Origin of the sequence: Pediococcus pentosaceus ATCC 25745 (assembly GCF_000014505.1) — a bacterium.
Classification (GTDB): Bacteria; Bacillota; Bacilli; order Lactobacillales; family Lactobacillaceae; genus Pediococcus; species Pediococcus pentosaceus.
The window spans coordinates 1,381,617-1,405,999 of sequence record NC_008525.1; the positions used below are offsets into that span (position 1 = coordinate 1,381,617).

General features: G+C 39.4%; 31 protein-coding genes. 2 read left to right on the top strand and 29 right to left on the bottom strand.

All coding sequences use genetic code 11. From position 1 onward, the window contains the following. Window positions 1-3: 3 nt before the first annotated feature. The 27 genes from infA to rpsL form a co-directional block, all read right to left on the bottom strand. Window positions 4-222, bottom strand: coding sequence for a translation initiation factor IF-1 (gene infA, locus PEPE_RS06765; protein WP_002833349.1), 219 nt, complete (start codon window positions 220-222; stop codon window positions 4-6). 151 nt (window positions 223-373) lie between these two features. Continuing rightward, window positions 374-1,033 carry an adenylate kinase gene (locus PEPE_RS06770; protein WP_011673653.1) on the bottom strand — a complete coding sequence of 220 codons (660 nt, stop codon included), beginning with the start codon at window positions 1,031-1,033 and terminating at the stop codon, window positions 374-376. 32 nt (window positions 1,034-1,065) lie between these two features. Further along, window positions 1,066-2,364 (bottom strand): preprotein translocase subunit SecY, encoded by a 1,299-nt coding sequence (gene secY, locus PEPE_RS06775; protein ID WP_002833347.1) that lies wholly within the window; start codon window positions 2,362-2,364, stop codon window positions 1,066-1,068. After that, on the bottom strand, window positions 2,364-2,798 hold the full coding sequence (gene rplO / locus PEPE_RS06780) for a 50S ribosomal protein L15 (RefSeq protein ID WP_002833346.1): 435 nt from the start codon (window positions 2,796-2,798) through the stop codon (window positions 2,364-2,366). Before rplO ends, secY begins: the two co-directional genes overlap by 1 nt. A gap of 27 nt (window positions 2,799-2,825) precedes the next feature. Continuing rightward, window positions 2,826-3,008, bottom strand: a complete 183-nt coding sequence (gene rpmD, locus PEPE_RS06785; protein WP_002833345.1) for a 50S ribosomal protein L30 — start codon at window positions 3,006-3,008, stop codon at window positions 2,826-2,828. Window positions 3,009-3,021: 13 nt separating this feature from the next. Next, window positions 3,022-3,525 (bottom strand): 30S ribosomal protein S5, encoded by a 504-nt coding sequence (gene rpsE / locus PEPE_RS06790; protein ID WP_002833344.1) that lies wholly within the window; start codon window positions 3,523-3,525, stop codon window positions 3,022-3,024. 21 nt (window positions 3,526-3,546) lie between these two features. Beyond that, window positions 3,547-3,912: a 50S ribosomal protein L18 gene (gene rplR / locus PEPE_RS06795; RefSeq protein ID WP_029258104.1), complete on the bottom strand. Its 366-nt coding sequence runs from the start codon at window positions 3,910-3,912 to the stop codon at window positions 3,547-3,549. 43 nt (window positions 3,913-3,955) lie between these two features. Continuing rightward, entirely contained in the window at window positions 3,956-4,492 is a 537-nt protein-coding gene (gene rplF, locus PEPE_RS06800) for a 50S ribosomal protein L6 (protein WP_002833341.1), read from the bottom strand. 25 nt (window positions 4,493-4,517) lie between these two features. Next, a complete protein-coding gene (gene rpsH, locus PEPE_RS06805; protein WP_011673654.1) occupies window positions 4,518-4,916 on the bottom strand; it encodes a 30S ribosomal protein S8 in 399 nt (132 codons plus the stop codon). Window positions 4,917-4,951: 35 nt separating this feature from the next. Next, window positions 4,952-5,137: a type Z 30S ribosomal protein S14 gene (locus tag PEPE_RS06810; RefSeq protein WP_011673655.1), complete on the bottom strand. Its 186-nt coding sequence runs from the start codon at window positions 5,135-5,137 to the stop codon at window positions 4,952-4,954. An 18-nt stretch (window positions 5,138-5,155) separates the two neighbouring features. Next, on the bottom strand, window positions 5,156-5,698 hold the full coding sequence (rplE, locus tag PEPE_RS06815; protein ID WP_002833339.1) for a 50S ribosomal protein L5: 543 nt from the start codon (window positions 5,696-5,698) through the stop codon (window positions 5,156-5,158). 27 nt (window positions 5,699-5,725) lie between these two features. Continuing rightward, window positions 5,726-6,037 carry a 50S ribosomal protein L24 gene (gene rplX / locus PEPE_RS06820; protein ID WP_002833338.1) on the bottom strand — a complete coding sequence of 104 codons (312 nt, stop codon included), beginning with the start codon at window positions 6,035-6,037 and terminating at the stop codon, window positions 5,726-5,728. 32 nt (window positions 6,038-6,069) lie between these two features. Further along, the gene (gene rplN, locus PEPE_RS06825) at window positions 6,070-6,438 is read right to left on the bottom strand and encodes a 50S ribosomal protein L14 (RefSeq protein WP_002833337.1); all 369 of its coding nucleotides are present in this window, start codon (window positions 6,436-6,438) and stop codon (window positions 6,070-6,072) included. 46 nt (window positions 6,439-6,484) lie between these two features. Continuing rightward, window positions 6,485-6,751 (bottom strand): 30S ribosomal protein S17, encoded by a 267-nt coding sequence (gene rpsQ, locus PEPE_RS06830; protein ID WP_002833336.1) that lies wholly within the window; start codon window positions 6,749-6,751, stop codon window positions 6,485-6,487. 26 nt (window positions 6,752-6,777) lie between these two features. Next, a complete protein-coding gene (rpmC, locus tag PEPE_RS06835; protein ID WP_002832266.1) occupies window positions 6,778-6,972 on the bottom strand; it encodes a 50S ribosomal protein L29 in 195 nt (64 codons plus the stop codon). Further along, window positions 6,962-7,396, bottom strand: a complete 435-nt coding sequence (gene rplP, locus PEPE_RS06840; RefSeq protein WP_002833335.1) for a 50S ribosomal protein L16 — start codon at window positions 7,394-7,396, stop codon at window positions 6,962-6,964. Before rplP ends, rpmC begins: the two co-directional genes overlap by 11 nt. A 2-nt stretch (window positions 7,397-7,398) precedes the next feature. Then, on the bottom strand, window positions 7,399-8,070 hold the full coding sequence (gene rpsC / locus PEPE_RS06845) for a 30S ribosomal protein S3 (RefSeq protein ID WP_002833334.1): 672 nt from the start codon (window positions 8,068-8,070) through the stop codon (window positions 7,399-7,401). 3 nt (window positions 8,071-8,073) lie between these two features. Continuing rightward, a complete protein-coding gene (gene rplV / locus PEPE_RS06850; protein ID WP_002833333.1) occupies window positions 8,074-8,430 on the bottom strand; it encodes a 50S ribosomal protein L22 in 357 nt (118 codons plus the stop codon). A 12-nt stretch (window positions 8,431-8,442) separates the two neighbouring features. After that, a complete protein-coding gene (gene rpsS, locus PEPE_RS06855) occupies window positions 8,443-8,724 on the bottom strand; it encodes a 30S ribosomal protein S19 (protein WP_002833332.1) in 282 nt (93 codons plus the stop codon). A gap of 26 nt (window positions 8,725-8,750) precedes the next feature. Beyond that, entirely contained in the window at window positions 8,751-9,599 is an 849-nt protein-coding gene (gene rplB / locus PEPE_RS06860) for a 50S ribosomal protein L2 (protein ID WP_002833331.1), read from the bottom strand. 22 nt (window positions 9,600-9,621) lie between these two features. After that, a complete protein-coding gene (gene rplW, locus PEPE_RS06865; protein WP_011673656.1) occupies window positions 9,622-9,909 on the bottom strand; it encodes a 50S ribosomal protein L23 in 288 nt (95 codons plus the stop codon). Continuing rightward, complete coding sequence (rplD, locus tag PEPE_RS06870) at window positions 9,909-10,532, bottom strand: 50S ribosomal protein L4 (RefSeq protein WP_002833329.1); 624 nt, start codon at window positions 10,530-10,532, stop codon at window positions 9,909-9,911. Before rplD ends, rplW begins: the two co-directional genes overlap by 1 nt. Before the next feature lie 18 nt (window positions 10,533-10,550). Further along, entirely contained in the window at window positions 10,551-11,183 is a 633-nt protein-coding gene (rplC, locus tag PEPE_RS06875) for a 50S ribosomal protein L3 (protein WP_002833328.1), read from the bottom strand. A gap of 26 nt (window positions 11,184-11,209) precedes the next feature. Continuing rightward, on the bottom strand, window positions 11,210-11,518 hold the full coding sequence (rpsJ, locus tag PEPE_RS06880; protein ID WP_002832277.1) for a 30S ribosomal protein S10: 309 nt from the start codon (window positions 11,516-11,518) through the stop codon (window positions 11,210-11,212). Between the two features lie 285 nt (window positions 11,519-11,803). Continuing rightward, a complete protein-coding gene (fusA, locus tag PEPE_RS06885) occupies window positions 11,804-13,897 on the bottom strand; it encodes an elongation factor G (protein WP_002833327.1) in 2,094 nt (697 codons plus the stop codon). A 122-nt stretch (window positions 13,898-14,019) separates the two neighbouring features. Next, window positions 14,020-14,490, bottom strand: a complete 471-nt coding sequence (rpsG, locus tag PEPE_RS06890; RefSeq protein WP_002833326.1) for a 30S ribosomal protein S7 — start codon at window positions 14,488-14,490, stop codon at window positions 14,020-14,022. Between the two features lie 15 nt (window positions 14,491-14,505). Continuing rightward, a complete protein-coding gene (rpsL, locus tag PEPE_RS06895; protein ID WP_002832281.1) occupies window positions 14,506-14,919 on the bottom strand; it encodes a 30S ribosomal protein S12 in 414 nt (137 codons plus the stop codon). Window positions 14,920-15,194: 275 nt separating this feature from the next. Between rpsL and PEPE_RS09140 the strand changes: the two genes are divergently transcribed. Then, a complete protein-coding gene (locus PEPE_RS09140) occupies window positions 15,195-15,875 on the top strand; it encodes a prepilin peptidase (RefSeq protein ID WP_041526972.1) in 681 nt (226 codons plus the stop codon). Between the two features lie 92 nt (window positions 15,876-15,967). Next, window positions 15,968-16,918: a nucleoside hydrolase gene (locus PEPE_RS06905; protein ID WP_011673657.1), complete on the top strand. Its 951-nt coding sequence runs from the start codon at window positions 15,968-15,970 to the stop codon at window positions 16,916-16,918. 87 nt (window positions 16,919-17,005) lie between these two features. Here PEPE_RS06905 and rpoC read toward each other — a convergent pair whose 3' ends face one another. Both rpoC and rpoB read right to left on the bottom strand, forming a co-directional pair. Then, window positions 17,006-20,644 (bottom strand): DNA-directed RNA polymerase subunit beta', encoded by a 3,639-nt coding sequence (gene rpoC / locus PEPE_RS06910; RefSeq protein ID WP_011673658.1) that lies wholly within the window; start codon window positions 20,642-20,644, stop codon window positions 17,006-17,008. Between the two features lie 29 nt (window positions 20,645-20,673). Next, a complete protein-coding gene (rpoB, locus tag PEPE_RS06915; protein ID WP_002833322.1) occupies window positions 20,674-24,282 on the bottom strand; it encodes a DNA-directed RNA polymerase subunit beta in 3,609 nt (1,202 codons plus the stop codon). Window positions 24,283-24,383: the final 101 nt, after the last annotated feature.

The following is a 24,383-nucleotide window of genomic DNA, read 5'->3' on the forward strand; positions in this document are numbered from 1 at the left end:
AACTTATTTGAAACGATAGGTAATGCGACCTTTGGACAAGTCGTACGGTGACATTTCAACCGTAACCTTATCGCCAGGTAGAATTTTGATATAGTGCATGCGAATCTTTCCCGAAACATGAGCAAGAATTTCATGACCATTTTCAAGCTCTACTTTGAACATCGCATTAGGCATAGTTTCTTTAACTGTGCCCTCAATTTCAATGACATTATCTTTAGCCACTAAATTTGTGCCTCCCATTAACTTTTCTAATAGTAATAACCAACAAAAAGCCTCAAAATATGTATTTCGAAGCTAAACCTGAATTAGCTTACCATACGAAAAAACTATTTGCAAACAATGAACGTTATCTATAGTACCAACAAGCACGAAATTAGAGAGCCTCTAATACTTTTTTGACTTCAGAATAAACATCGTTGATATCCTGATCGCCATTAATGTTGTAAAGGAGATGCTTTTCTTCATAGTAAGAAATCAACGGAGTGTTAAGTTTAGTATTAACAGCAATGCGATTTTTTACAGTTTCTGGCTTGTCGTCCTCACGTTGGAAGAATTCGTGATGTCCGCAAACATCACAAGTTCCTTCAACCTTTGGTGGATTGTAAAGCTTATGATAAGTAGCTCCACAATTTTTACAAATAAATCTGCCAGATAGTCTTTCAACCAAAACTTCAGGATCAACATGAATGTTAATCACTGCTGTAAGTGGTTTGTTTAAACGAGATGTCATTTCATCTAGCGCCTTAGCTTGATCGATATTTCTAGGAAAACCATCAAGCATAAAACCATCGTTGACATCGTCCATTGCAAGACGATCTTCGACGATCCCGTTAGTTACACTATCGGGAACAAGTTCACCCTTATCAATGAACTTCTTTGCTTCCACACCCATTTCGGTTTCATTTTTCATAGCTTCACGGAAAATGTCACCAGTTGAAATATGTGGAATTTTGAAATCCTCAATAATTCTCTGAGCCTGTGTACCTTTACCAGCACCTGGAAGACCCATCAAAACGAGGTTTAATTTACTCATTTGAAATTCTCCTTCATTGTTAAACTAACGAATTATTTTCGAATGAATCCAACGTATTCTCGTTTCATCATTAACCCTTCAAGTTGATTTGCCAACTCGATTGCTACACCAACAACAATCAAAAGACTTGTTCCACCTAAACCAATTGATTCGTCCAAACCAAAAATGTTTGAAGCAAGCAATGGAATTAAGGCAACCAAGCCAAGGAATAATGCCCCAACTACACTAAGTCTAATTAAAAGACCTGACATATAATCTTGGGTTTTCTTTCCCGGCCAAACTCCTGGAATATAACTGCCTTGTTTTTGTAAATTTTCAGCTAGTTTTTCAGGGTTAACCTGAACAAAAGCATAGAAGAACGTAAACAATACAATTAACACAGTATATAAGATGGCACCTTTAGTGGTTTGCATATTGAATACATCGTTTAAAACAGTGTACCAAGTATCATCAGAATGTGATGATGCAAAAGCCATTAAAATGGTTTGCGGTGTAGAAATAAAAGAACTAGCAAAGATAACTGGAATAACACCAGCTACGTTAACCTTAAGAGGTAAATAACTACTATCAGAAGCGCCAGAAGCTCTTCTTGTATATTGAATTGGAATTTTACGACTTGCTTGTTGTACCCATGTAACAAAAATTACAATGGCTAAAACTGCAAGGATAATTGCTCCAACAATAATAAAACTTTGCGTCCATTCGCTTTTCGCAGTATTAACAAACTGCTCAGTGTAAATTTGCTGAATCCCAACTGGTGTACGAGCAATGATACCTGCAAAGATAATCATTGATACTCCTTGTCCAATCCCACGTTCCGTAATCATGTCACCTAACCAGGTAGTTAACATAGTTCCGGCCGTAAGAATTAAACCAATCGTTAGAAAGGTTTGGACACTTGGTGATTCAACCAAATTCATCTGACTTAAATAATTAAAACCAGCTGTAATTCCGATTGATTGAGCAAAAGCAAGGACGATTGTTAACCATCTCGTAGCTTGATTAAGCTTTCGACGACCAACCTCACCTTGCTTACTCCATTCCACAAATTTAGGAACGATATCCATTTGTAGCAATTGTACAATAATTTGTGCTGTGATATATGGCGAAACCCCCATTGCGAAAATGGAGTAATTCGTTAATCCACCACCACTGAACGTATTCAAAATTCCAACTAATCCTGATGAAGACATGCTTTCCAATGCTTTCGCATTAACACCAGGAACAGTGATATATGATCCTAAACGAAATACAATCAAAATACCGAGTGTGAACAGAATCTTATTTCTAATATCCTTCACTTTTAAAGCATTTTTGACAGTCGTCAGCATTAAATCACCTCGGTTTTACCACCAGCAGCTTCGATTGCTTTTACAGCACTTTCAGAGAATTTGTTAGCTTTAACAGTAAGCTTCTTAGTAATTTCTCCATTACCAAGAACCTTAACACCGCTAAGTTGTTTACTAATGATACCAGCTTTAAGCAATGATTCTGGTGTTACTTCAGCACCTTCATCAAAAACGTTAAGAGCATCAAGGTTTACAATAGCAAATTCTTTACGGTTGATGTTTGTGAATCCACGTTTTGGAATTCGACGGTAAAGAGGCATTTGTCCACCTTCAAAACCTAAACGAACTTTACCACGTGCCTTTTGACCCTTTTGACCACGACCAGCAGTCTTACCTGTACCACTAGAAGTACCACGACCAATACGTTTACGGTTAGTGCGTGAACCTTCGCTAGGCATTAATTCATTCAACTTCATGCAAGGAAACCTCCAATCTTACAAAAATTATTTTACTTCTTCAACTTCAATTAAATGTGCAATGTGGAAAATAGCTCCACGAGTTGCCTCATTGTTAGGTAGGACTACAGAGCTATTTACTCGGCCAAGACCTAATTCCTTAACAATTGTTCTTTGTTTTGGGAGGCGATGTGCAGCACTTTTAATTAATGTAACTTTTAATTGTGACATCAGAATATCCTCCTTATTCAGCTAAATGATCGACTGAAACCCCACGAAGGGCAGCAACTTCTTCTGCATTACGCATGCTCTTAAGACCTTCGAAAGTAGCACGAACAACGTTAACAGCAGTGTTTGAACCCAAACGCTTACTTGTAACATCATCGATACCTGCTAATTCCATAACGGCACGAACAGCACCACCAGCAGCTACTCCAGAACCTTCAAGAGCTGGCTTCATCAGAATTCGTCCACCACCGTAAACACCGACGGCTTCGTGAGGGAGAGTTGTTCCAACAATAGGAACTTCAATCAAACTCTTACGTGCAGTTTCAACCGCTTTACGGATAGCTTCTGGAACTTCTTGAGCTTTACCAGTACCAAAACCTACATGACCGTTCTTGTCACCAACAACGACTAAAGCAGCAAAACGAAGACGACGTCCACCTTTAACAACCTTTGTAACACGGTTGATGGCAACTACGCGATCTTCAATTTCCAATTTTTCTGGATCGATAAATTTAGACATGTACGTATTTCCCTCCTATCCTTAAAATTTAAGTCCGTTTTCGCGAGCAGCTTCAGCTAAAGCTTGAACGCGACCATGATAGATGTATCCACCACGATCAAAAACGACATTTTCAATTTTCTTTTCAACAGCTCTCTTAGCAACTAAAGCACCAACTTGTGATGCTAATTCAGTCTTTGAGCCACCTGAAATTTCGCTATCTAATGTTGAGGCACTAACTAGCGTTACACCCGCTACGTCATCAATTACTTGAGCGTAGATGTTTTTGTTAGAACGGTATACATTTAAGCGTGGGCACTCTGCAGTACCAGAGATTTTTGAACGAACGCGTGCATGACGACGTTGACGTTTTTTGTTCTTATCTGGTTTAGAAATCAAAATTTTCACCTCATATTTTTTGAATCTCAGCTAATTATATCAAGCTGCGTGATTATTTACCTGTTTTACCTTCTTTACGGCGAACATATTCACCAACGTAACGAACACCTTTACCTTTATATGGTTCTGGTGAACGTACGGCACGGATTTCAGCAGCTAAATCACCAACACGTTGTTTGCTGATACCACTGATATTAATGTGTGTGTTGTCAGGAACTTCAACCTTAAGGTCTTCAGGAGTTTCCATTTCAACTGGGTTTGAATAACCTAAGTTTAAGATTAATGTCTTACCTTTAAGTTGTGCACGGTAACCAACACCAATTAGTTCAAGTTTCTTTTCAAAACCATTTACAACACCTTCAACCATGTTGTTGAAGTTAGCGCGTGTAGTACCATGTAATGCACGCATTTTGTTATTGTCGTTTGGACGATCAAATGATACAACGTTTCCGTCAACGGACATTGTAATATCTGAGCTCATTGTACGTGTTAATTCACCCTTAGGTCCTTTAACAGTTACGACGTTTCCGTCTTGTTTAATTTCAACACCAGCTGGAATTTCAACTGGTTTTCTACCGATACGGCTCATTGAACGGCACCTCCTTATCTAAAAATTACCAGATGTAAGCTAATACTTCTCCACCGATTTTCTTAGCACGTGCTTCTTTATCTGTGATGACACCTTCAGAAGTTGAAATGATTGCGATACCTAAACCATTCAACACCTTAGGAACTTCGTCAGATTTAACATATGAACGCAATCCAGGTTTTGAAATACGTTTCAAACCAGAGATAACTCGTTCGTTGTTCTTTCCATATTTTAGGAATACACGAATGATGCCTTGCTTGTCATCTTCAATATATTCAACATCCTTGATAAAACCTTCGTTCTTAAGAATTTCGGCCATATCTTTTTTGATTTTTGATGCAGGTACTTCTAAAGATTCGTGGCGAACCATGTTCGCGTTACGAATACGAGTAAGAAAGTCTGCAATAGGATCTGTCATAGACATTCAGTATTACCCTCCTTTGACTCTGATTTCTTTTTTTACCAACTAGCTTTCTTCATACCAGGAATTTGTCCTTCATGAGCTAATTCACGAAGGCAAATACGGCATAAATGGAATTTACGGTATACAGAGTGTGGACGGCCACAACGTTCGCAACGTGTGTATGTTTGTGTCGAGAACTTAGCAGGACGTTCACTCTTTACAACTAATGATTTTTTAGCCAATTTGTTTGCTCCCTTCGCTTACTTTTCAAATGGCATTCCGAATTGTGCCAATAGTTCACGTGATTCTTCATCTGTGTTTGCAGTTGTAACGATAACAATATCTAAACCACGAACACGGTTAACATTATCAAAATCGATTTCTGGGAAAATCAATTGTTCGCGTACACCTAATGTGTAGTTACCACGACCATCAAAGGCCTTGCTACTTACACCACGGAAGTCACGAACACGAGGTAATGAAACGTTAACTAACTTATCTAAGAAGTCATACATTCTTTCACCACGTAATGTAACCTTAGCACCAATTGACATACCTTCACGAAGACGGAATCCAGCGATTGACTTTTTAGCCTTTGTAACAAGTGGCTTTTGACCTGAAATAAGTTCCAATTCAGCAACTGCTTCATCTAAGTTCTTAGAGTTAGTAACTGCATCACCGACACCCATATTCAAAACGATCTTTTCAATCTTTGGTACTTGCATAACTGATGTATAGTCAAACTTTTTAACCAAATCAGGTGTGATTTCGTTAACGAATTTTTCTTTTAAACGATTTGCCATGAATATTATTTCCTCCCTTCGCTTAGATTATTTGTCGATACTCTCGCCAGATTTTTTTGATACTCGTACTTTCTTACCATCAACAGTTTTGAAGCCAACACGTGTTGGTTCATTTGTAGATGGATCGATAAGCATTACATTTGAAACATCCATAGGTGCTTCAACATCAAGAATTCCACCTTGAGGATTTGCATTGTTAGGCTTTTGATGTTTTTTAATCATGTTAAGGCCTTCAACAACAACACGGTTCTTTTTAGCAAGGGTTTGTTTAATAGTACCTTCCTTGCCTTTGTCTTTTCCGCTAATTACGCGAACTTTGTCGCCAACTTTTACGAACATTAATGGCGCACCTCCTTCGTTATGATGGTTGATTACAATACTTCAGGAGCCAAAGAAACGATCTTCATGTAGTCCTTGTCACGTAATTCACGTGCAACTGGGCCAAAGATACGAGTTCCTTGAGGGCTCTTATCATCTTTAATTAATACTGCAGCATTTTCGTCAAATTTGATGTATGAACCATCAGCACGGTGTGCACCTTGTTTTGTACGAACAACAACAGCTTTTACAACGTCACCTTTTTTGACAACGCCACCTGGTGTTGCTTGTTTAACAGTAGCAACGATAATGTCACCAATGTAACCAAATTTAACACGGGAACCACCCAATACTTTAATAACCAACAGTTCACGTGCTCCAGAATTGTCAGCAACTTTCAAACGACTCTCTTGTTGGATCACAGTTAGTGTCCTCCCTTCAATTTTGTATCAGAATACGAAACATGAGCTAGATAATAACCGCTTTTTCAACGATATCAAGCAAACGGAATCTCTTTGTAGCAGACAAAGGTCTTGTTTCCATAATTGTTACGATATCGCCCATCTTAGCAGCGTTGTTTTCATCATGTGCCTTATATTTCTTTGAGTACTTTACACGCTTACCGTAAACAGGATGTGTCTTGTAAGTATCGATTTGGACTGTGATAGTCTTATCCATCTTGTCAGAAACTACGCGTCCTTGGTAAACCTTTCGTGCGTTACGTTCTTCACTCATTGATTAAGTCCTCCCTTCGTATTCTTTTACTTGTTTAATTCTTGTTGACGTAGAGCAGTTTTGATTCGAGCAATGTTCTTACGAACAGCTTTAAGGCGAGCAGTGTTTTCAAGTTGACCTGTAGCCAATTGGAAACGTAGGTTGAATAACTCGTCCTTATACTCTTTTTCCTTATTGATCATTTCGTCAGTGGTTAATTCATTAATTTCTTTAGCCTTCATCTGATTCGCCACCTACTTCCTCGCGTTCGATAATCTTTGTCTTAACAGGAAGTTTCATTGCTGCCAAACGTAGAGCTTCGCGAGCAACTTCTTCAGGAACACCTGCAACTTCAAACATAACCTTTTCGCGTTTTACTGGTGCAACCCAGCCTTCTGGAGTACCTTTACCATTACCCATACGAACACCCACACCTTTAGATGTGTATGACTTATGAGGGAAAATCTTAATCCAAACTTTACCGCCACGTTTCATATAACGTGTCATAGCCACACGAGCAGCTTCGATTTGGCGGTTAGTAATCCATGATGAAGTTAATGCTTGTAAACCATATTCACCAAAAGCAACTGTTTTGCCACCTTTAGCAGCACCACGCATACGACCACGATGTTCGCGACGATGCTTTACTCTCTTAGGTACTAACATGCTTATTTCCCTCCTTGTTCTTTAGAGTTTTTCTTAGCGTCCTTTACTTCAGGTAAAATTTCGCCACGGTAGATCCATGTCTTAACACCAAGTTGTCCGTATGTAGTACGAGCTTCAACCCAAGCGTAGTCCACGTCAGCACGAAGTGTGTGAAGAGGAACCTTTCCTTCTGAGTAGCGTTCTACACGAGACATGTCAGCACCGTTTAAACGACCTGCAACTTGTGTTTTAATACCTTTAGCACCTGAGCGCATTGAGCGTTGCATTGCTTGCTTCATAGCACGACGGAATGCAACACGTCCTTCTAGTTGAGCAGCGATGTTTTCACCAACAAGTTTTGCTTCGAGATCAGGTTTCTTGATTTCGACAATGTTGATGTGAACACGTTTGCCAGTTAATTGATTTAGTTGATTACGCAACTTTTCAACTTCTGATCCACCTTTACCGATAACCATACCTGGTTTAGCAGTGTGAATTGAAATGTTAACACGATTTGCTGCACGTTCAATTTCAACAGTAGATACAGAAGCATCAGTAAGTTGCTTTGCGATAAATTCACGAATCTTGATATCTTCGGCTAAGAACTTTGAAAAGTCTTTATCAGCATACCATTTAGCTTGCCAATCACGAATGACACCAACACGGAATCCATTAGGATTTACTTTTTGACCCACGCGTTATCCCTCCTGTTTTTCTGATACTACAACTGTAATATGACTTGTACGTTTGTTAATTGGTGATGCAGAACCCTTAGCACGTGGACGGAAACGTTTTAACGTTGGTCCTTCGTTAACAAAGACTTTGCTAATTACCAAATCTTCACGATCCAAATCAAAGTTGTTTTCAGCATTCGCCACTGCAGACTTCAAAACCTTTTCAACAACAGGTGAAGCACTACGTGGTGTAAATTTTAAAATTGCAAAAGCTTCAGCGACACTTTTACCTCTGATAAGATCGACTACGAGACGAATCTTACGAGCGGCAATACGAACAGTCTTTGCAGTTGCCTGTGCAGATGTTACTTGTTCAGCCATGATTCATCCTCCTTACTTTCCAGATGTCTTTTTGTCGTCGCCACCGTGACCACGGAATGTGCGAGTTGGAACAAATTCGCCAAGCTTATGACCAACCATATCATCTTGGATATAAACTGGAACATGTTTTCTACCATCGTATACAGCGATTGTGCATCCGATGAAACTTGGAAAAATTGTTGAACGACGTGACCATGTCTTGATTACTGGCTTCTTGTCTTGATCTTTTTGTGCATCGACCTTCTTTAGAAGATGTTCATCAGCGAATGGTCCCTTTTTTAAACTACGACCCATTAATTTGACCTCCTTCGAAAACTGTTCTAGATGTTACCTAAGCGACCGCGCTTACGACCACGAACGATAAATTTGTTTGACTTGTTATGTTTGTTACGAGTCTTCTTACCGATTGTTTTCTTACCCCATGGAGAAAGAGGAGATGGACGACCGATAGGAGCCTTACCTTCACCACCACCATGTGGATGATCGTTAGGGTTCATTACAGAACCACGAACATGTGGACGTTGGCCAGCGTAACGTGTACGACCAGCTTTACCAACGTTAACTAGTTCATGTTCTTCATTACCAACAGCACCGATTGTTGCACGGTTTGTTGCAAGAACCATACGAACTTCAGAAGAAGCAAGACGGATAAGTACATACTTACCTTCTTTACCAAGTAATTGTGCTGAAGCACCAGCTGAACGAACAAGTTGTCCACCTTTACCTGGTTTTAATTCGATATTGTGGATAACAGTACCAACAGGAATATCCTTAAGTGGTAATGCGTTACCTACTTTGATATCAGCTTCTGATCCAGATTGAACCTTGTCGCCAACCTTCAAACCTTTAGGAGCAATGATATATGACTTAACACCATCAGCATAAACAAGCAAAGCAATGTTAGCTGTACGGTTTGGATCATATTCAATAGCTTTTACTGTAGCTGGTACATCATCTTTAATACGCTTAAAGTCGATGATACGGTATTGACGTTTGTTACCACCACCACGATGGCGAACAGTCATACGACCGTAGTTATTACGACCAGCAGTATGGCTTTGAGATTCCAACAATGACTTTTCTGGACTCTTCTTTGTGATTTCAGAGTAGTCCAATTGTGTCATGCCACGACGGGCATTTGTAGTTGGTTTAAATTTCTTAATCCCCACGTTGTTTTCCTCCTATATTTATTTATTCTTCACCAAATAATTGGATTTCTTTTGAATCTGCAGAAAGTTGCACGATTGCCTTACGACGCTTCTTTGTGTAACCAGCGTAACGGCCTTGGCGCTTCAACTTACCTTTAACATTCATAATGTTGATCTTAATAACTGTAACTTCAAAGATCTCTTCGATAGCTTTTTTAACTTGAGTCTTTGTAGCACGTGGATCTACATCAAATGTGTAACGTTTGTTATCGATTAACGCCATTGATGCTTCTGTAACAACAGGGCGTAGAATAATATCACGTGATTCCATTATGCTAGAGCCTCCTCTACTTGAGAAAGAGCCTTTTGTGTAATGACAAGTTTGTCGCTATTCATAATATCTAAAACATTGATACCTTCAGGTTCAACGATTTTTACATTAGATAAATTACGAGCAGCCAATACAGCACTTTCGTTATCTTCTTCAAGAACTAATAGAGCTTTTTTATCAACATTAAGGTTACCTAATGATTGAGCAAAGTCCTTAGTCTTTGGAGTTTCGAACTTGAATTCATCAACGACTACAAGGCTTTCATCCAATACCTTTTGTGAAAGTACTGACTTCAATGCCAAGCGACGCATTTTCTTAGGAATGCTGTATGCATATGAACGAGGAGTTGGTCCAAAGACAATTCCTCCACCACGCCATTGTGGTGAGCGAATTGAACCTTGACGAGCACGTCCAGTACCTTTTTGACGCCATGGTTTTCTACCACCACCACGTACAGCACTACGATTCTTTACTGCGTGTGTACCTTGACGCATAGATGCACGTTGCATAACTACTGCTTCAAAGACTACATCGTTGTTAGGTTCGATACCGAAAATATCGGCATTTAATTCAACGTCACCATTTTTAGTTCCGTCTTGTTTGAATAATGATACGTTAGCCATTTATATGGTCCTCCTCTCTTATTTAGTATTCTTTACAGTACTTTTAACAACTAAGTATGACTTCTTAGCGCCAGGTACATTACCCTTAACTAGTAATACGTTGTTTTCTGTATCTGCTTTAACGATTTCAAGATGTTGAATTGTTACTGTTTTGTTACCCATGCGACCTGGTAATTTCTTTCCTGGGAATACGCGGTTAATAACTGCCCCAAGTGAACCAGGACGACGGTGATAACGAGAACCGTGCGCCATCGGACCACGACGTTGACCGTCTTTTTTGATAACACCTTGGAAACCATGTCCCTTAGTAGTACCAGTTACGTCGACGATTTCGCCTGCTTCAAAAATGTCAGCTGCGATTGTGTCTCCAACTTTGACGTCCCCAAGCTCAACATTTCTGATTTCGTGAATGAAGCGCTTAGGATTTGTATTTGCTTTTGCTACGTGGCCTTGTTCAGGTTTGTTGCTCAAAACTTGACGTTTGTCGTCAAAACCTAATTGAACTGATGAATAACCATCATTTTCAACTGTCTTGAGTTGTAATACAACGTTAGGAGTTGTATCGATTACTGTAACAGGAATTAATTCTCCAGCTTCAGTAAAAACCTGTGTCATTCCGACCTTTTTACCTAAGATTCCTTTTGTGGTCATTAGTACACCTCCGTTTATACTTTAAATTATAGTTTGATTTCGATATCTACACCACTTGGCAAGTCAAGCTTCATCAATGAATCCACTGTCTTTGGTGTTGGGTTAACGATATCGATCAATCGTTTGTGCGTACGCATTTCGAACTGTTCACGAGCCTTCTTAAACTTATGTGGAGAACTCAAAACAGTATATACTGTGCGTTCTGTTGGCAATGGGATTGGACCCGAAATTGTTGCACCAGTACGTTTTGCTGTTTCAACAATCTTGTCAGCAGATTGATCTAAGATACGGTGTTCGTATGCCTTTAGGCGGATACGAATTTTTTGTTTTGCCATTGTGTTACCTCCTTCGTCTATTTTAAAAATAAGACTTGCTCCGTGAAAATTACCGCCACACCCTGTGGCAAAGCGGCCGGGTGTGTCGCAACCTTTCACATCAACGCTATGCTTATACACCACCGTTTAGAGAGCATAATGCTCCCTCGTTTGAAAACGGTACTTGATAATAATACATGATAATCAGCGTTATGACAAGGGTTTTGAGAAATAAATTTAAAATAAAAAGAAGTTTTCTCCTTCAATTAAATAATTGAAAAAAGAAAACTTCTTTAATTTTAAAGATTATTCAGCATGTCCGCCATTTTTCTTGATAATTTCTTCTTGAATTGATTTTGGAACAGCTTCGTAATGATCAAATGTCATAGTAAATGTACCACGACCTTGTGATGCTGAACGAAGTGTTGTAGCATAACCGAACATTTCTGATAGAGGAACAAATGCATGGATTTCTTCAGCACCAGCAATTGCTTCCATACCATCAACGCGTCCACGACGTGCAGTAACTTGTCCCATGATATCACCCATGTATTCTTCAGGAACACGGATTTCTACCTTCATAATTGGTTCTAGGATAACAGGAGCAGCAGTCTTAGCAGCAGCACGTAAAGCAAGTGATGCAGCCACCTTAAATGCAGCTTCACTAGAATCGACATCATGATAACTACCATCATATAGTTTAGCCTTAACATCAACCAATGGATATCCGGCAAGAACACCATTGTTCATAGCTTCTCTCAAACCTTCTTCAACTGATGGAATGTATTCACGAGGAACTACACCACCAACGATGGCATCTTCGAATTCAAAGCCTTTACCTTCTTCGTTTGGTTCGAATTCAACCCAAACGTCACCATATTGACCTTTACCACCAGACTGACGTACAAATTTACCTTGTGCGGAAGTCTTCTTAGTAAATGCTTCACGGTATGATACTTGAGGAGCACCAATTGTAGCTTCAACGTTAAATTCACGTTTCATACGGTCAACAATGATATCAAGGTGAAGTTCACCCATTCCGGCAATAACAGTTTCACCTGTTTCAGGGTTTGTTTCTGCACGGAATGAAGGATCTTCTTCAGCAAGTTTTTGAAGAGCGATATCCATCTTATCTTGGTCAGCTTTTGACTTAGGTTCAACAGCAACTTCGATAACTGGATCTGGGAATACCATTGATTCCAATTGTAATGGATGTGCTGGATCAGTCAATGAATCACCAGTTGTAGTGTTCTTAAGACCGATAGCAGCAGCGATATCTCCAGAGAATACTTCTGGGATTTCTTGACGTTGGTTAGAATGCATTTGTAGCAAACGACCAACACGTTCACGCTTGCCCTTTGTGGCGTTAAGAACATATGATCCTGATTCCAATGTACCTTGGTATACACGGATAAATGTTAAACGACCAACGAATGGGTCAGTAGCAACTTTAAATGCTAAAGCAGCGAATGACTTGTCATCACCAGCAATCAATTCAACTTGGTCGCCTGTTTCAGGATCTGTAGCACTATAAGGCTTAACATCCAATGGTGATGGTAAGTAATCAACAACGGCATCAAGCATCATTTGAACACCCTTGTTCTTAAATGCTGAACCAGCAAGAACTGGGAATAATTCAAGAGCTAAAGTACCTTTACGAATAGCAGCTTTGATTTCAGCAACTGAGATATCTTCTCCACCAAGGTATTTTTCCATGATGTTTTCATCAATATCAGCCAATTGTTCAATCATTTCGTTACGACGCTTTTCAGCTTCTTCTTTGTATTCATCAGGAACATCAACAGTTTCCCATTCTGTACCTAATTCATCAACGTCATACAAATCAGCCTTCATTTCAACCAAGTCAATAATTCCTTGGAAATCATCTTCAGCACCGATTGGCATTTGAATTGGCAAAGCGTTAGCTTGCAAACGGTCGTGGATTGATTGAACTGAGAAATCAAAATCAGCACCAAGCTTATCCATCTTGTTAGCAAAAACGATCCGTGGAACATCATAATCTGAAGCTTGACGCCAAACAGTTTCTGTTTGAGGTTCAACACCAGCTTGAGCATCAAGAACCGCTACGGCACCATCAAGCACACGGAGTGAACGTTCAACTTCGATTGTGAAATCAACGTGTCCTGGTGTATCGATGATATTGATACGGTGGTTCTTCCATGCTGCTGTTGTTGCAGCAGATGTAATTGTAATACCACGTTCTTGTTCTTGGGCCATCCAGTCCATTTGTGAAGCACCTTCATGTGTTTCACCAATCTTGTGGATCTTACCTGTATAGTACAAGATACGTTCTGTAGTTGTTGTTTTACCAGCATCAATATGAGCCATGATACCGATATTACGAGTTCTTTCTAGAGGAAACTCACGTTTGTTAGCCATTATATAAAAGGTTCTCCTTCCAAATGAAATCAAAGTAATAGCTGTTTTTAGAAAAAATGACTACTATATGCATCCATATAATAGTCATCATGGTTGCAATGATTAATTGCAACGACTGAATCTTACCAACGGTAATGTGCGAATGCACGGTTGGCTTCAGCCATCTTATGTGTGTCTTCACGTTTCTTAACAGATGCACCAGTATTGTTAGCTGCATCCATAATTTCACGAGCAAGACGTTCTGGCATTGTGTGTTCACCACGGAGACGAGCGTAGTTAACTAACCAACGTAAACCAAGTGTTGTACGACGATCTGGACGTACTTCAATTGGAACTTGGTAGTTAGAACCACCAACACGACGAGCCTTAACTTCAAGGACAGGCATGATGTTGTTCATAGCTTCTTCGAAAACTCCTGTTGGTTCTGAACCAGTTTCTTTTTCGATAATATCAAAAGCATTGTATAAAATCTTTGAAGCTTTACCACGCTTACCATCTAACATTAAACGGTTGATTAAACGTGTAACAAGCTTTGAGTTATAAATTGGATCTGGTAATACTTCGCGTTTTGGTGCTGGACCTTTTCTTGGCATTTATACACAACCTCCTTACTTCTTAGGTTTCTTTGTACCGTATTTAGAACGGCTTTGTTTACGATCAGTAACACCTGCTGTATCAAGCGCACCACGAATGACATGGTAACGAACACCAGGTAAATCCTTTACACGACCACCACGGATCAAGACAACACTATGTTCTTGAAGGTTGTGACCAATACCAGGAATATAAGCTGTAACTTCAATCAAGTTTGACAAACGTACACGAGCGTACTTACGTAAAGCTGAGTTAGGCTTCTTAGGTGTCATTGTACCAACACGTGTAGCAACTCCACGTTTTTGAGGAGCTGGGTTGTTAACTTGAGACTTCTTCATGCTGTTATAGCCGTAGTTCAAAGCTGGAGCTTTTGACTTCGAGCTTTGTGAACGACGACCCTTACGAACCAATTGGTTAATTGTAGGCATCGATGTTTCTCCTTCCAATATATGAAAATAAATAAGTATTCTTTAAGTACACATATCCAGGCGGTTCTTTTTTTGATATAAAAAAAGACGGCCGAGACTTGTACCAGGGCTAACGTTTCCAGTCAGCATGTCTGCATTTGCAGAAAACCTGTCCACAAAAAGCACCTTAAATAGAATATCACGCAATTTTTATGAATGCAAGTAAATTAAGCAAAAAAACGGAGCGTTATTTCGTATATTATCTAATACCAATCATTAAGTTAAGGAGAAATAACATGCTCTTATTTTATTATTTACTTATAGGAATTCTAGGTGCCAGTTGGGGATCATTTCTTCTAGTGCTTTATGAACGCCGTTTAGTCGGTCAATCCATCATTTTTCCACCCTCCCACTGTTCAAACTGTTCTACTCCACTGCCGTATTATTGCTTAATTCCAATTGTTAGTTATTGGAGTTGCCGAGGGCGATGCATTTTTTGCGACGTATCGATTCCTACCTACTCCGTGATGCTTGAAATATTGTCAGCCTTATTCTTTTTAACGATCGTGCCTACCACTTCGCCAACACCATTTAGTTTTATTTGCTTTTTTATCCTCAGTTACCTAGCCGTGGAGGATGTAGCCGTTCAATCAGTTAGCACGCATATTTTAATTTTTCCAGCCTACTTATTGGTCAAATTTAATTTTTCTTGGTTAAACTTCGCTATTTTACTCATATTAACCTTTTTATTATTCAATAATTTAGAACACCTAGCTTGCTTTCAAAAAATAGGACAAGGCGATATAGAAATCTTATTATTTTTCACTTTATTAGTTGGTGCCCATTTGACTACCCTCATTATTTTGATTGCTGCTACCCTTGGAGCAACCGTACTATTTTTTACTAAAAAAAGCATAATTCCTTTTATTCCATACCTTTTCACTGCATATTATTTATTAATGTTTGCATTTCAGTAAAAATCATTAATATACTTCGCGAAAATCATTTTATAAACACAACATACGAACTTTATGCTATCATTACTTTAATAAATTTGGGAGGTCCTACTTTGCAAAATATTTATTTTAATCATGATGGTAATGTCGACGATCTTGTATCTTTACTTCTACTATTGGAATTTCCAGATACAAAGTTAATTGGAGTGGGGGCAGTTGGAGCAGATTCCTATGTAGAACCTGCTGTTTCAGCATCTAGAAAAATCATTGATCTTTTTGGTCAAGATACTACCCTAGAAGTTGCTAAATCTAATTCACGCCCAGTAAATCAATTCCCCAAAGAATGGCGCCTCAGCGCTTTTTCATTTGATGATTTTCCCATTTTAAACGAACACTTGGATAACAATAATCAACCTAAAACTAAATTGGCATCTCAACCAGCTCATTTAGATATGTTAGAGAAGATTAAAGCTTCTCAGCAGAAGGTGACTTTGATTATGACTGGTCCATTAACTGATCTGGCTCGTGCCATCGAAATCGATCCTACAATTGTGGACAATATCGATGAACTATTCTGGATGGGTGGATCAATGAACGGGGTTGGTAATGTTGCTGAACCCGAACATGATGGTACAGCTGAATGGAATGCATACTGGGATCCTCAAGCTGTCGAAACCGTCTTTGATACGGACCTAAAAATTACCATTGTTAGTTTAGATAGTACTAACCAAGTTCCCTTGACTAAAGCTTTACGTATTCGTTGGGCTAAGCAGCGCCAATTCCCTGCTTTAGATTTAATTGGTCAAGGTTATTCTCTAGTTCACTCTTTTGAAGCTAACTCAACTTATTATTTATGGGATGTTCTAACTACTCTTGTAAGTAAATATCCTGAATTAGTTGATAGTAAACCAATTAAAGCTGCTGTTATCACCGATGGTCCCTCGGCTGGAAAAACTTTTGTTACTGATAACGGACGTCCTTTAACCTTCGTTACTCAAGTAAATTCCGCTCTCTTCTTTGATAAATTCGATGAGCTAGCGCAAGCAGCTAAAACCAACTATTAATTCATCGCGTTTCTTAAAATTACCATAATAAAAAAGCTCACCAAACTGTGTTATCCACAATTTGGTGAGCTTTTTATCTAAAAACTATTATTCAACAGTTTCATTCATTTCTTTTTCAACGTCACTTAATGATTGAGGTTGTTCAACGTTTCCGCCCACAACTTCAGGCTTGATTTGACGATAATCCGTCATACCAGTACCTGCAGGAATAATCTTACCAATGATAACATTTTCCTTCAAACCAACAAGTGGATCATTCTTACCACGAATAGCAGCATCAGTAAGAACTCGAGTTGTTTCCTGGAATGAAGCAGCTGACAAGAAACTATTTGTTTCAAGAGCAGCCTTAGTAATACCAAGAATTACAGGACGTGATGTGGCAGGAATACCACCAGCAATCAAGGTCTTGTAGTTATCATTCTTAAAGTCATTAATGTCCATTAATGTACCTGGAAGAATGTCAGTATCACCAGGATCCATTACCCGAACCTTACGAAGCATTTGACGAATCATGATTTCAACGTGCTTATCACTGATTTCAATACCTTGCATACGGTAAACTTTTTGAATTTCACTTAGCAAGTAATTTTCAGTAGAAAGAACGTCGCGAACTTTGATTAATTCCTTAGGATCGATTGAACCTTCGTTCAATGCTGAACCACGGTGGATGTAGTCACCTTCTGCAACCTTCATACGAGCCGTGATTGGTAATGTGTAAGTACGAGTATCGGTTTCACCCTTAATCGTAATATCCTTTGTACCTTCAGCAGGATCTTCTTCAATAGCTTCGACTGTACCAGTAACTTCTGAAATCTCGGCTGGTCCTTTAGGATTACGAGATTCAACAATTTCTTGGATACGTGGAAGACCTTGAGTGATATCGGCATTACCAGCCACACCACCAGTATGGAAGTTACGCATAGTAAGCTGAGTACCAGGTTCACCAATTGATTGAGCAGCAACAGTACCAACTGCTTCACCAACTTCAACACGGTCACCAGTAGCCATATTACGTCCATAACACTTCTCACAAACACCATGCGCAGTGTTACATGTAAATGCTGAACGAATAGTTACTTCTTGAACGCCGGCTTCAATGATTTGTTGTGCTATAGCTTCGTTAATCATCTCATTTGGTCCAATGATGGTTTCACCATTTTCAGGATTGAAAACAGATTTCATTGTGTAACGACCTAAGATTCGATCATAAAGTGGTTCAATCATTTCATTACCTTCAGCAATTGCTGAAATCAATAATCCACGATCAGTTCCACAATCTTTTTCACGAACGATAACATCTTGAGCAACATCAACAAGACGACGAGTCAAGTAACCAGAGTTAGCGGTCTTCAAGGCGGTATCGGTCATACCTTTACGAGCACCATGAGTAGAAATAAACATTTCCAAAACACTAAGTCCTTCACGGAAGTTAGAAAGAATTGGAAGTTCCATGATTTTACCATTAGGAGCGGCCATCAAACCACGCATACCAGCAAGCTGAGTAAAGTTAGAAATATTACCACGCGCACCAGAATCAGACATCATGAAGATTGGGTTTTGTGGATCAAATGTTTCCATCAGTCTTTGTTGGATGTCATCTTTAGCATCGTTCCAAATTCCAATTACCCGTTCATAACGTTCGTCATCAGTAATAAGTCCACGACGGAATTGCTTTGTAACAGTAGCAACTTGTTTATGAGCTGCAGCAATAATTTCTGGCTTTTCAGGCAAGTTAGTAATATCTGCAATACCCACAGTTAAACCTGAAAGGGTTGAGCGATAGAATCCTAAGTCTTTCATTCGATCAAGTAATAATGAAGTTTCAGTAACTTTATATTGCTTGTAAACTTCAGCGATAACGTCACTCAAGAATCCAGATTTGAATGGTGCAATTAATGGTCGTTGATTTAGTTGTTCACGGATGTCTTCGCCACTTTCGAGGAAGTATTCATCCGGTGTACCACTAACCAAGTTTTCATTAGTTGGAGCATTCAAGTAAACAAAGCCCTTAGGAAGAATGTCATTGAATAACATTTTACCAACAGTAGTAATCAAGATTTGTTTACGTTGTGCATCAGTAAATGGCTTTTCAGGCATTGAATTAGCACGAACACCAATTCTTGTATGAATTGAAACATAACCATTTTGAAGAGCTAAACGAACTTCATCAAGGTCGTTGAAGATCATGCCTTCACCGACACTTTCAGCTCGTTCCATTGTTAACCAATAGTTACCAATAACCATATCTTGAGATGGAGTAACAACTGGCTTACCATCCTTAGGAGCAAGGATATGGTGAGCAGCTAACATCAAAAGGCGGGCTTCAGCTTGAGCTTCATTTGATAAAGGTAAATGAATAGCCATTTGGTCCCCATCAAAATCGGCATTGTAAGCTTCACAAGCTAATGGATGTAAACGCATGGCCTTACCACTTACTAGAACGGGTTCAAAAGCTTGAATACCAAGTCTATGAAGTGTAGGGGCACGGTTCAAAAGAACTGGATGTTCTTTGATAACATCTTCAAGAACATCATAAACATCATCATCTTTACGATCAATTTTACGTTTAGCATTCTTGATGTTAGAAGCTAAGCCACGACCAACGAGTTCCTTCATAATAAATGGCTTGAATAATTCCATTGCCATTGGAACTGGAAGACCCATTTGGTTCATCTTCAATGAAGGACCAACATCAATAACTGAACGTCCAGAATAATCAACACGTTTACCCAGCAAGTTTTGACGGAAACGTCCTTGCTTACCTTTAAGCATGTGTGACAATGACTTCAAAGGACGGTTACCAGGTCCAGCAACAGGACGACCACGACGACCATTATCAATCAAAGCGTCAACCGCTTCTTGAAGCATCCGCTTTTCGTTTTGAACAATAATTCCAGGTGCATTTAAATCTAACAATCGTTTCAAACGGTTGTTACGGTTAATTACACGACGATATAAATCATTCAAATCTGATGTAGCAAAACGACCACCATCCAATTGAACCATCGGACGTAAATCAGGTGGAATGACTGGAATAGCATCGAGTACCATCCATTCTGGGTGGTTACCAGATTTAAGGAAGGCTTCAATAATGTCTAGACGACGAACCGCACGGGTACGCTTTTGACCAGAAGCTTCCTTCAATTCTTCTTTCAATTGGTTAGCTTCTTTTTCAAGATCTACTGTTTCAAGTAAAGCTTGGATAGCTTCCCCACCAATTTTAGCTACAAATTTATCACCATATTCACTTAACTTATTACGATATTCGCGTTCAGTTAATAGTTGTTTCTTTTCTAGTGGAGTTTCACCAGCATCGATAACAACGTATGAAGCAAAATAGATGATTTCTTCCAATGAGCGAGGACTCATATCAAGAACTAGTCCCATACGACTAGGGATTCCCTTGAAGTACCAGATGTGTGTTACTGGTGCAGCAAGTTCGATATGACCCATACGTTCACGACGAACCTTAGATTTTGTAACTTCAACACCACAACGATCACAGACGATTCCCTTATAACGGATACGTTTGTACTTTCCACAAGCACATTCGTAATCTTTGGTTGGTCCAAAGATTCGTTCGTCGAATAATCCATCTTTTTCTGGTTTTAAAGTTCGATAGTTAATGGTTTCAGGTTTTTTAACTTCACCATATGACCACATACGGATCTTATCAGGAGAAGCTAAACCGATTTGCATACTTTCGAATTTATTAACATCGATCAACGGACTGACCTCCTCTTTCTTTTAAGTAATTAGTTTTGATTGTTTTTAGTTTCAACAGGAGCTGATTCCGTTGATGGAGCCTTTGCTTCTTCAGCGCTAGCATTTGTTTTTTCATTTTGCTTTTCAGCATACTTGCTAAGAGCATCGACATTCACAACATCGTCATCTTCTTCGTCCATATCACGAAGTTCAACTTCTTGGTCATCCCCACCTAGAACCTTCATATCAAGTCCTAAAGCTTGTAATTCTTTAACAAGAACTCGGAATGATTCTGGAACACCTGGGCGTGGAATTGGTTCACCCTTAACGATCGCTTCGTATGTCTTAACTCGACCAACGACGTCATCAGACTTGTAAGTAAGGATTTCTTGAAGAGTATATGCAGCACCGTAAGCTTCAAGAGCCCAAACTTCCATTTCACCAAAACGCTGTCCACCAAATTGTGCTTTACCACCAAGTGGTTGTTGTGTAACAAGTGAGTAAGGTCCAATTGAACGAGCATGAATCTTATCATCAACCATGTGAGCAAGTTTCATATAGTGCATGACACCAACAGCCACACGTTGTTCAAATGGTTCACCAGTACGTCCATCATAAAGCACAGACTTAGCATCAGAATCCATACCAGCTTCAGCAACTGCTTCCCAAATATCTTTATCTTGGGCTCCATCAAAAACAGGAGTTGTCATGTGGATACCTAAGTTACGTGCAGCCATTCCCAAATGAAGTTCAAGAACTTGTCCGATATTCATACGAGAAGGCACACCCATTGGGCTAAGCATAATGTCAATTGGAGTTCCATCAGGCATGTAAGGCATATCTTCTTGTGGGATAACCACTGAAACAGTACCTTTGTTACCATGACGTCCGGCCATCTTATCACCAACTTGGAGTTTACGCTTTTGAGCGATATAAACACGAACCATCATGTTTACACCAGGTGATAATTCGTCACCATTTTCACGAGTGAAAATCTTAACGTCTTGAACGATTCCGCCGCCACCATGTGGAACACGGAGTGATGTATCACGAACTTCACGAGCTTTTTCACCGAAAATAGCATGAAGCAAGCGTTCTTCAGCAGATAATTCTGTGACCCCCTTAGGAGTAACCTTACCAACCAAGATGTCACCATCTTCAACTTCAGCACCAACTCGAACAATACCATCTTGATCAAGATTGCGAAGGGCATCTTCACCAATATTAGGAATTTCACGAGTCATTTCTTCAGGTCCAAGTTTTGTATCACGTGCTTCTGATTCATATTCTTCGATATGAATTGATGTATATACGTCATCACGAACTAAACGTTCATTAATCGCAATCGCATCTTCGAAGTTATAACCTTGCCATGTCATGAAGGCGATCAATGGGTTTTGTCCAAGGGCTAATTCACCTTGTTCCATTGATGGACCATCAGCTAGTACTTCATCCGCGTCAACTTTATCATTAACTCGAACAATTGGGCGTTGGTTGTAGTTCTTACCACCATTTGAACGGCGGAACTTCATGAGCTTGTAAGTATCAAGTGCGCCATCATCACGACGGACACGTACTTCACGTGCATCAACATATTCAACTACACCAGCGTGTTGACATAAAAGAGCAACCCCAGAATCATGCGCAGCTTTATATTCAATACCAGTACCAATTAATGGAGAATGTGGATCAACCAATGGAACAGCCTGACGTTGCATATTAGCACCCATCAAGGCACGGTTAGAATCATCATTTTCCAAGAAAGGAATACATGCTGTAGCAACAGCAACTACTTGCTTAGGAGAAACGTCCATGTAATCGACATTTTCAATGCTAGTTTCGATGTTATCACTTTCATGACGAGCCATAACTACGTCGTCAGCAAATGAACCATCATCATTAAGTGGAGAGTTAGCCTGAGCAATAACAAATTGATCTTCTTCGTCAGCAGTTAAGTAATCAATACGATCGGTAACTTTATGATCTTCCCATGAAACACGACGATATGGTGTTTCGATAAAACCATAACGGTTGATCTTACCATATGAAGCCAAGTTATTAATCAAACCGATATTAGGACCTTCGGGAGTTTCAATCGGACACATACGACCATAATGCGTATAGTGAACGTCTCGAACTTCATATCCGGCACGATCACGAGTCAAACCACCAGGTCCAAGTGCTGATAGACGACGCTTATGTGATAATTCACCAAGCGGGTTAGTTTGATCCATGAATTGTGACAATTGTGAAGAACCAAAGAATTCTTTAGTTGCAGCAACTACTGGACGAATGTTAATCAATTGTTGTGGTGTAACTGTTTCAGCATCTTGGATTGACATACGTTCACGTACTACACGTTCCATACGTGATAAACCAATGCGGAATTGGTTTTGAAGTAGTTCACCAACTGAACGGATTCGACGGTTACCCAAATGATCAATATCATCTGTACTACCAATTCCATCTTGAAGAAGGAAGAAGTAATTCATTGAAGCAATAATATCAGCAGGTGTGATGTGCTTCAATTTAGCATCGATATTACCATTACCAATCATATTCAATGTACGTTCTGGGTCGTTAGGGTCTTGAACTTTGATAACTTGGATAGTCATTGGTTCAGTAACGACTGCTTCTTCAGATGGTTGGTATGTAACCATCTTGAAGTCAGGACGATCAAGGAAAACTGCTAATTTCTTCATTACGTCTTTGTTGACCATTTCACCCTTTTGAGCAATAACTTCCCCTGTATCAGGATCAGCTAATGTTTCAGCTAGGGTTTGACCTAAAAGACGAGTCTTAAGGCTAAGTTTTTTATTTACTTTGTAACGACCTACTGGAGCCATGTCGTAACGTTTTGGATCAAAGAAGCGCGCAGTTAGCAAACTTCTTGAACTATCTGCAGTCTTAGGTTCACCAGGACGCAAACGTTCGTAAATATCCTTCAATGATTCAGCAACCCGTGAATCTTCGGGATTCTTATGAACATCTTTATCAAGAGTGAAATCTAAACTATCAGAACCACCAAAAATATCGATGATTTCTTCATCAGAGCCAAATCCAAGGGCACGAACTAATTCGGTCATTGGAATCTTACGAGTACGATCAATCCGTACATAAGAAATTTCTTTAGCATCTGTTTCATATTCTAACCAAGCCCCACGGTTAGGAATAACGGTTGTTCCCCAAATTTTACGATTATTTTTATCTGTATCTAAGTTGTAATAGACACCAGGTGAACGAACTAATTGTGAAACAATAACACGTTCTGCTCCATTAATAATGAAAGTACCTTGTTCTGTCATTAATGGGAAATCACCAAAGAATACGTCTTGTGATTTAATTTCGCCAGTTTCGTGGTTTGTTAAACGTAAAGTTACGTGCAATGGTGCAGAATAGTTTGCTTCATGTTCACGAGCTTCGTCAACCGTGTACTTTGGTTCTAGTAGTTGATAATCGACGAATTCAAGTGATAATTTACCTGCAAAATCTTCAATCGGCATAATGTCATTGAACATTTCACGGAGACCTTCGTCTAAGAACCATTGGTACGAATCAGATTGAATCTCGATCAAATTAGGTAGATCAAGCACTTCTTTAATTCGTGCATAGCTCCGGCGCGTACGATGTTTACCATACTTAACTAAATGTCCTGCCAAGTTATTCACCTCTCCAATTTCTAAACGAGTTAAATGTTACAGTTTGATTACAATTTGCACTGAAACCTGTTTTTTAGCAAAAAAAAACCAAAAATAGTCCT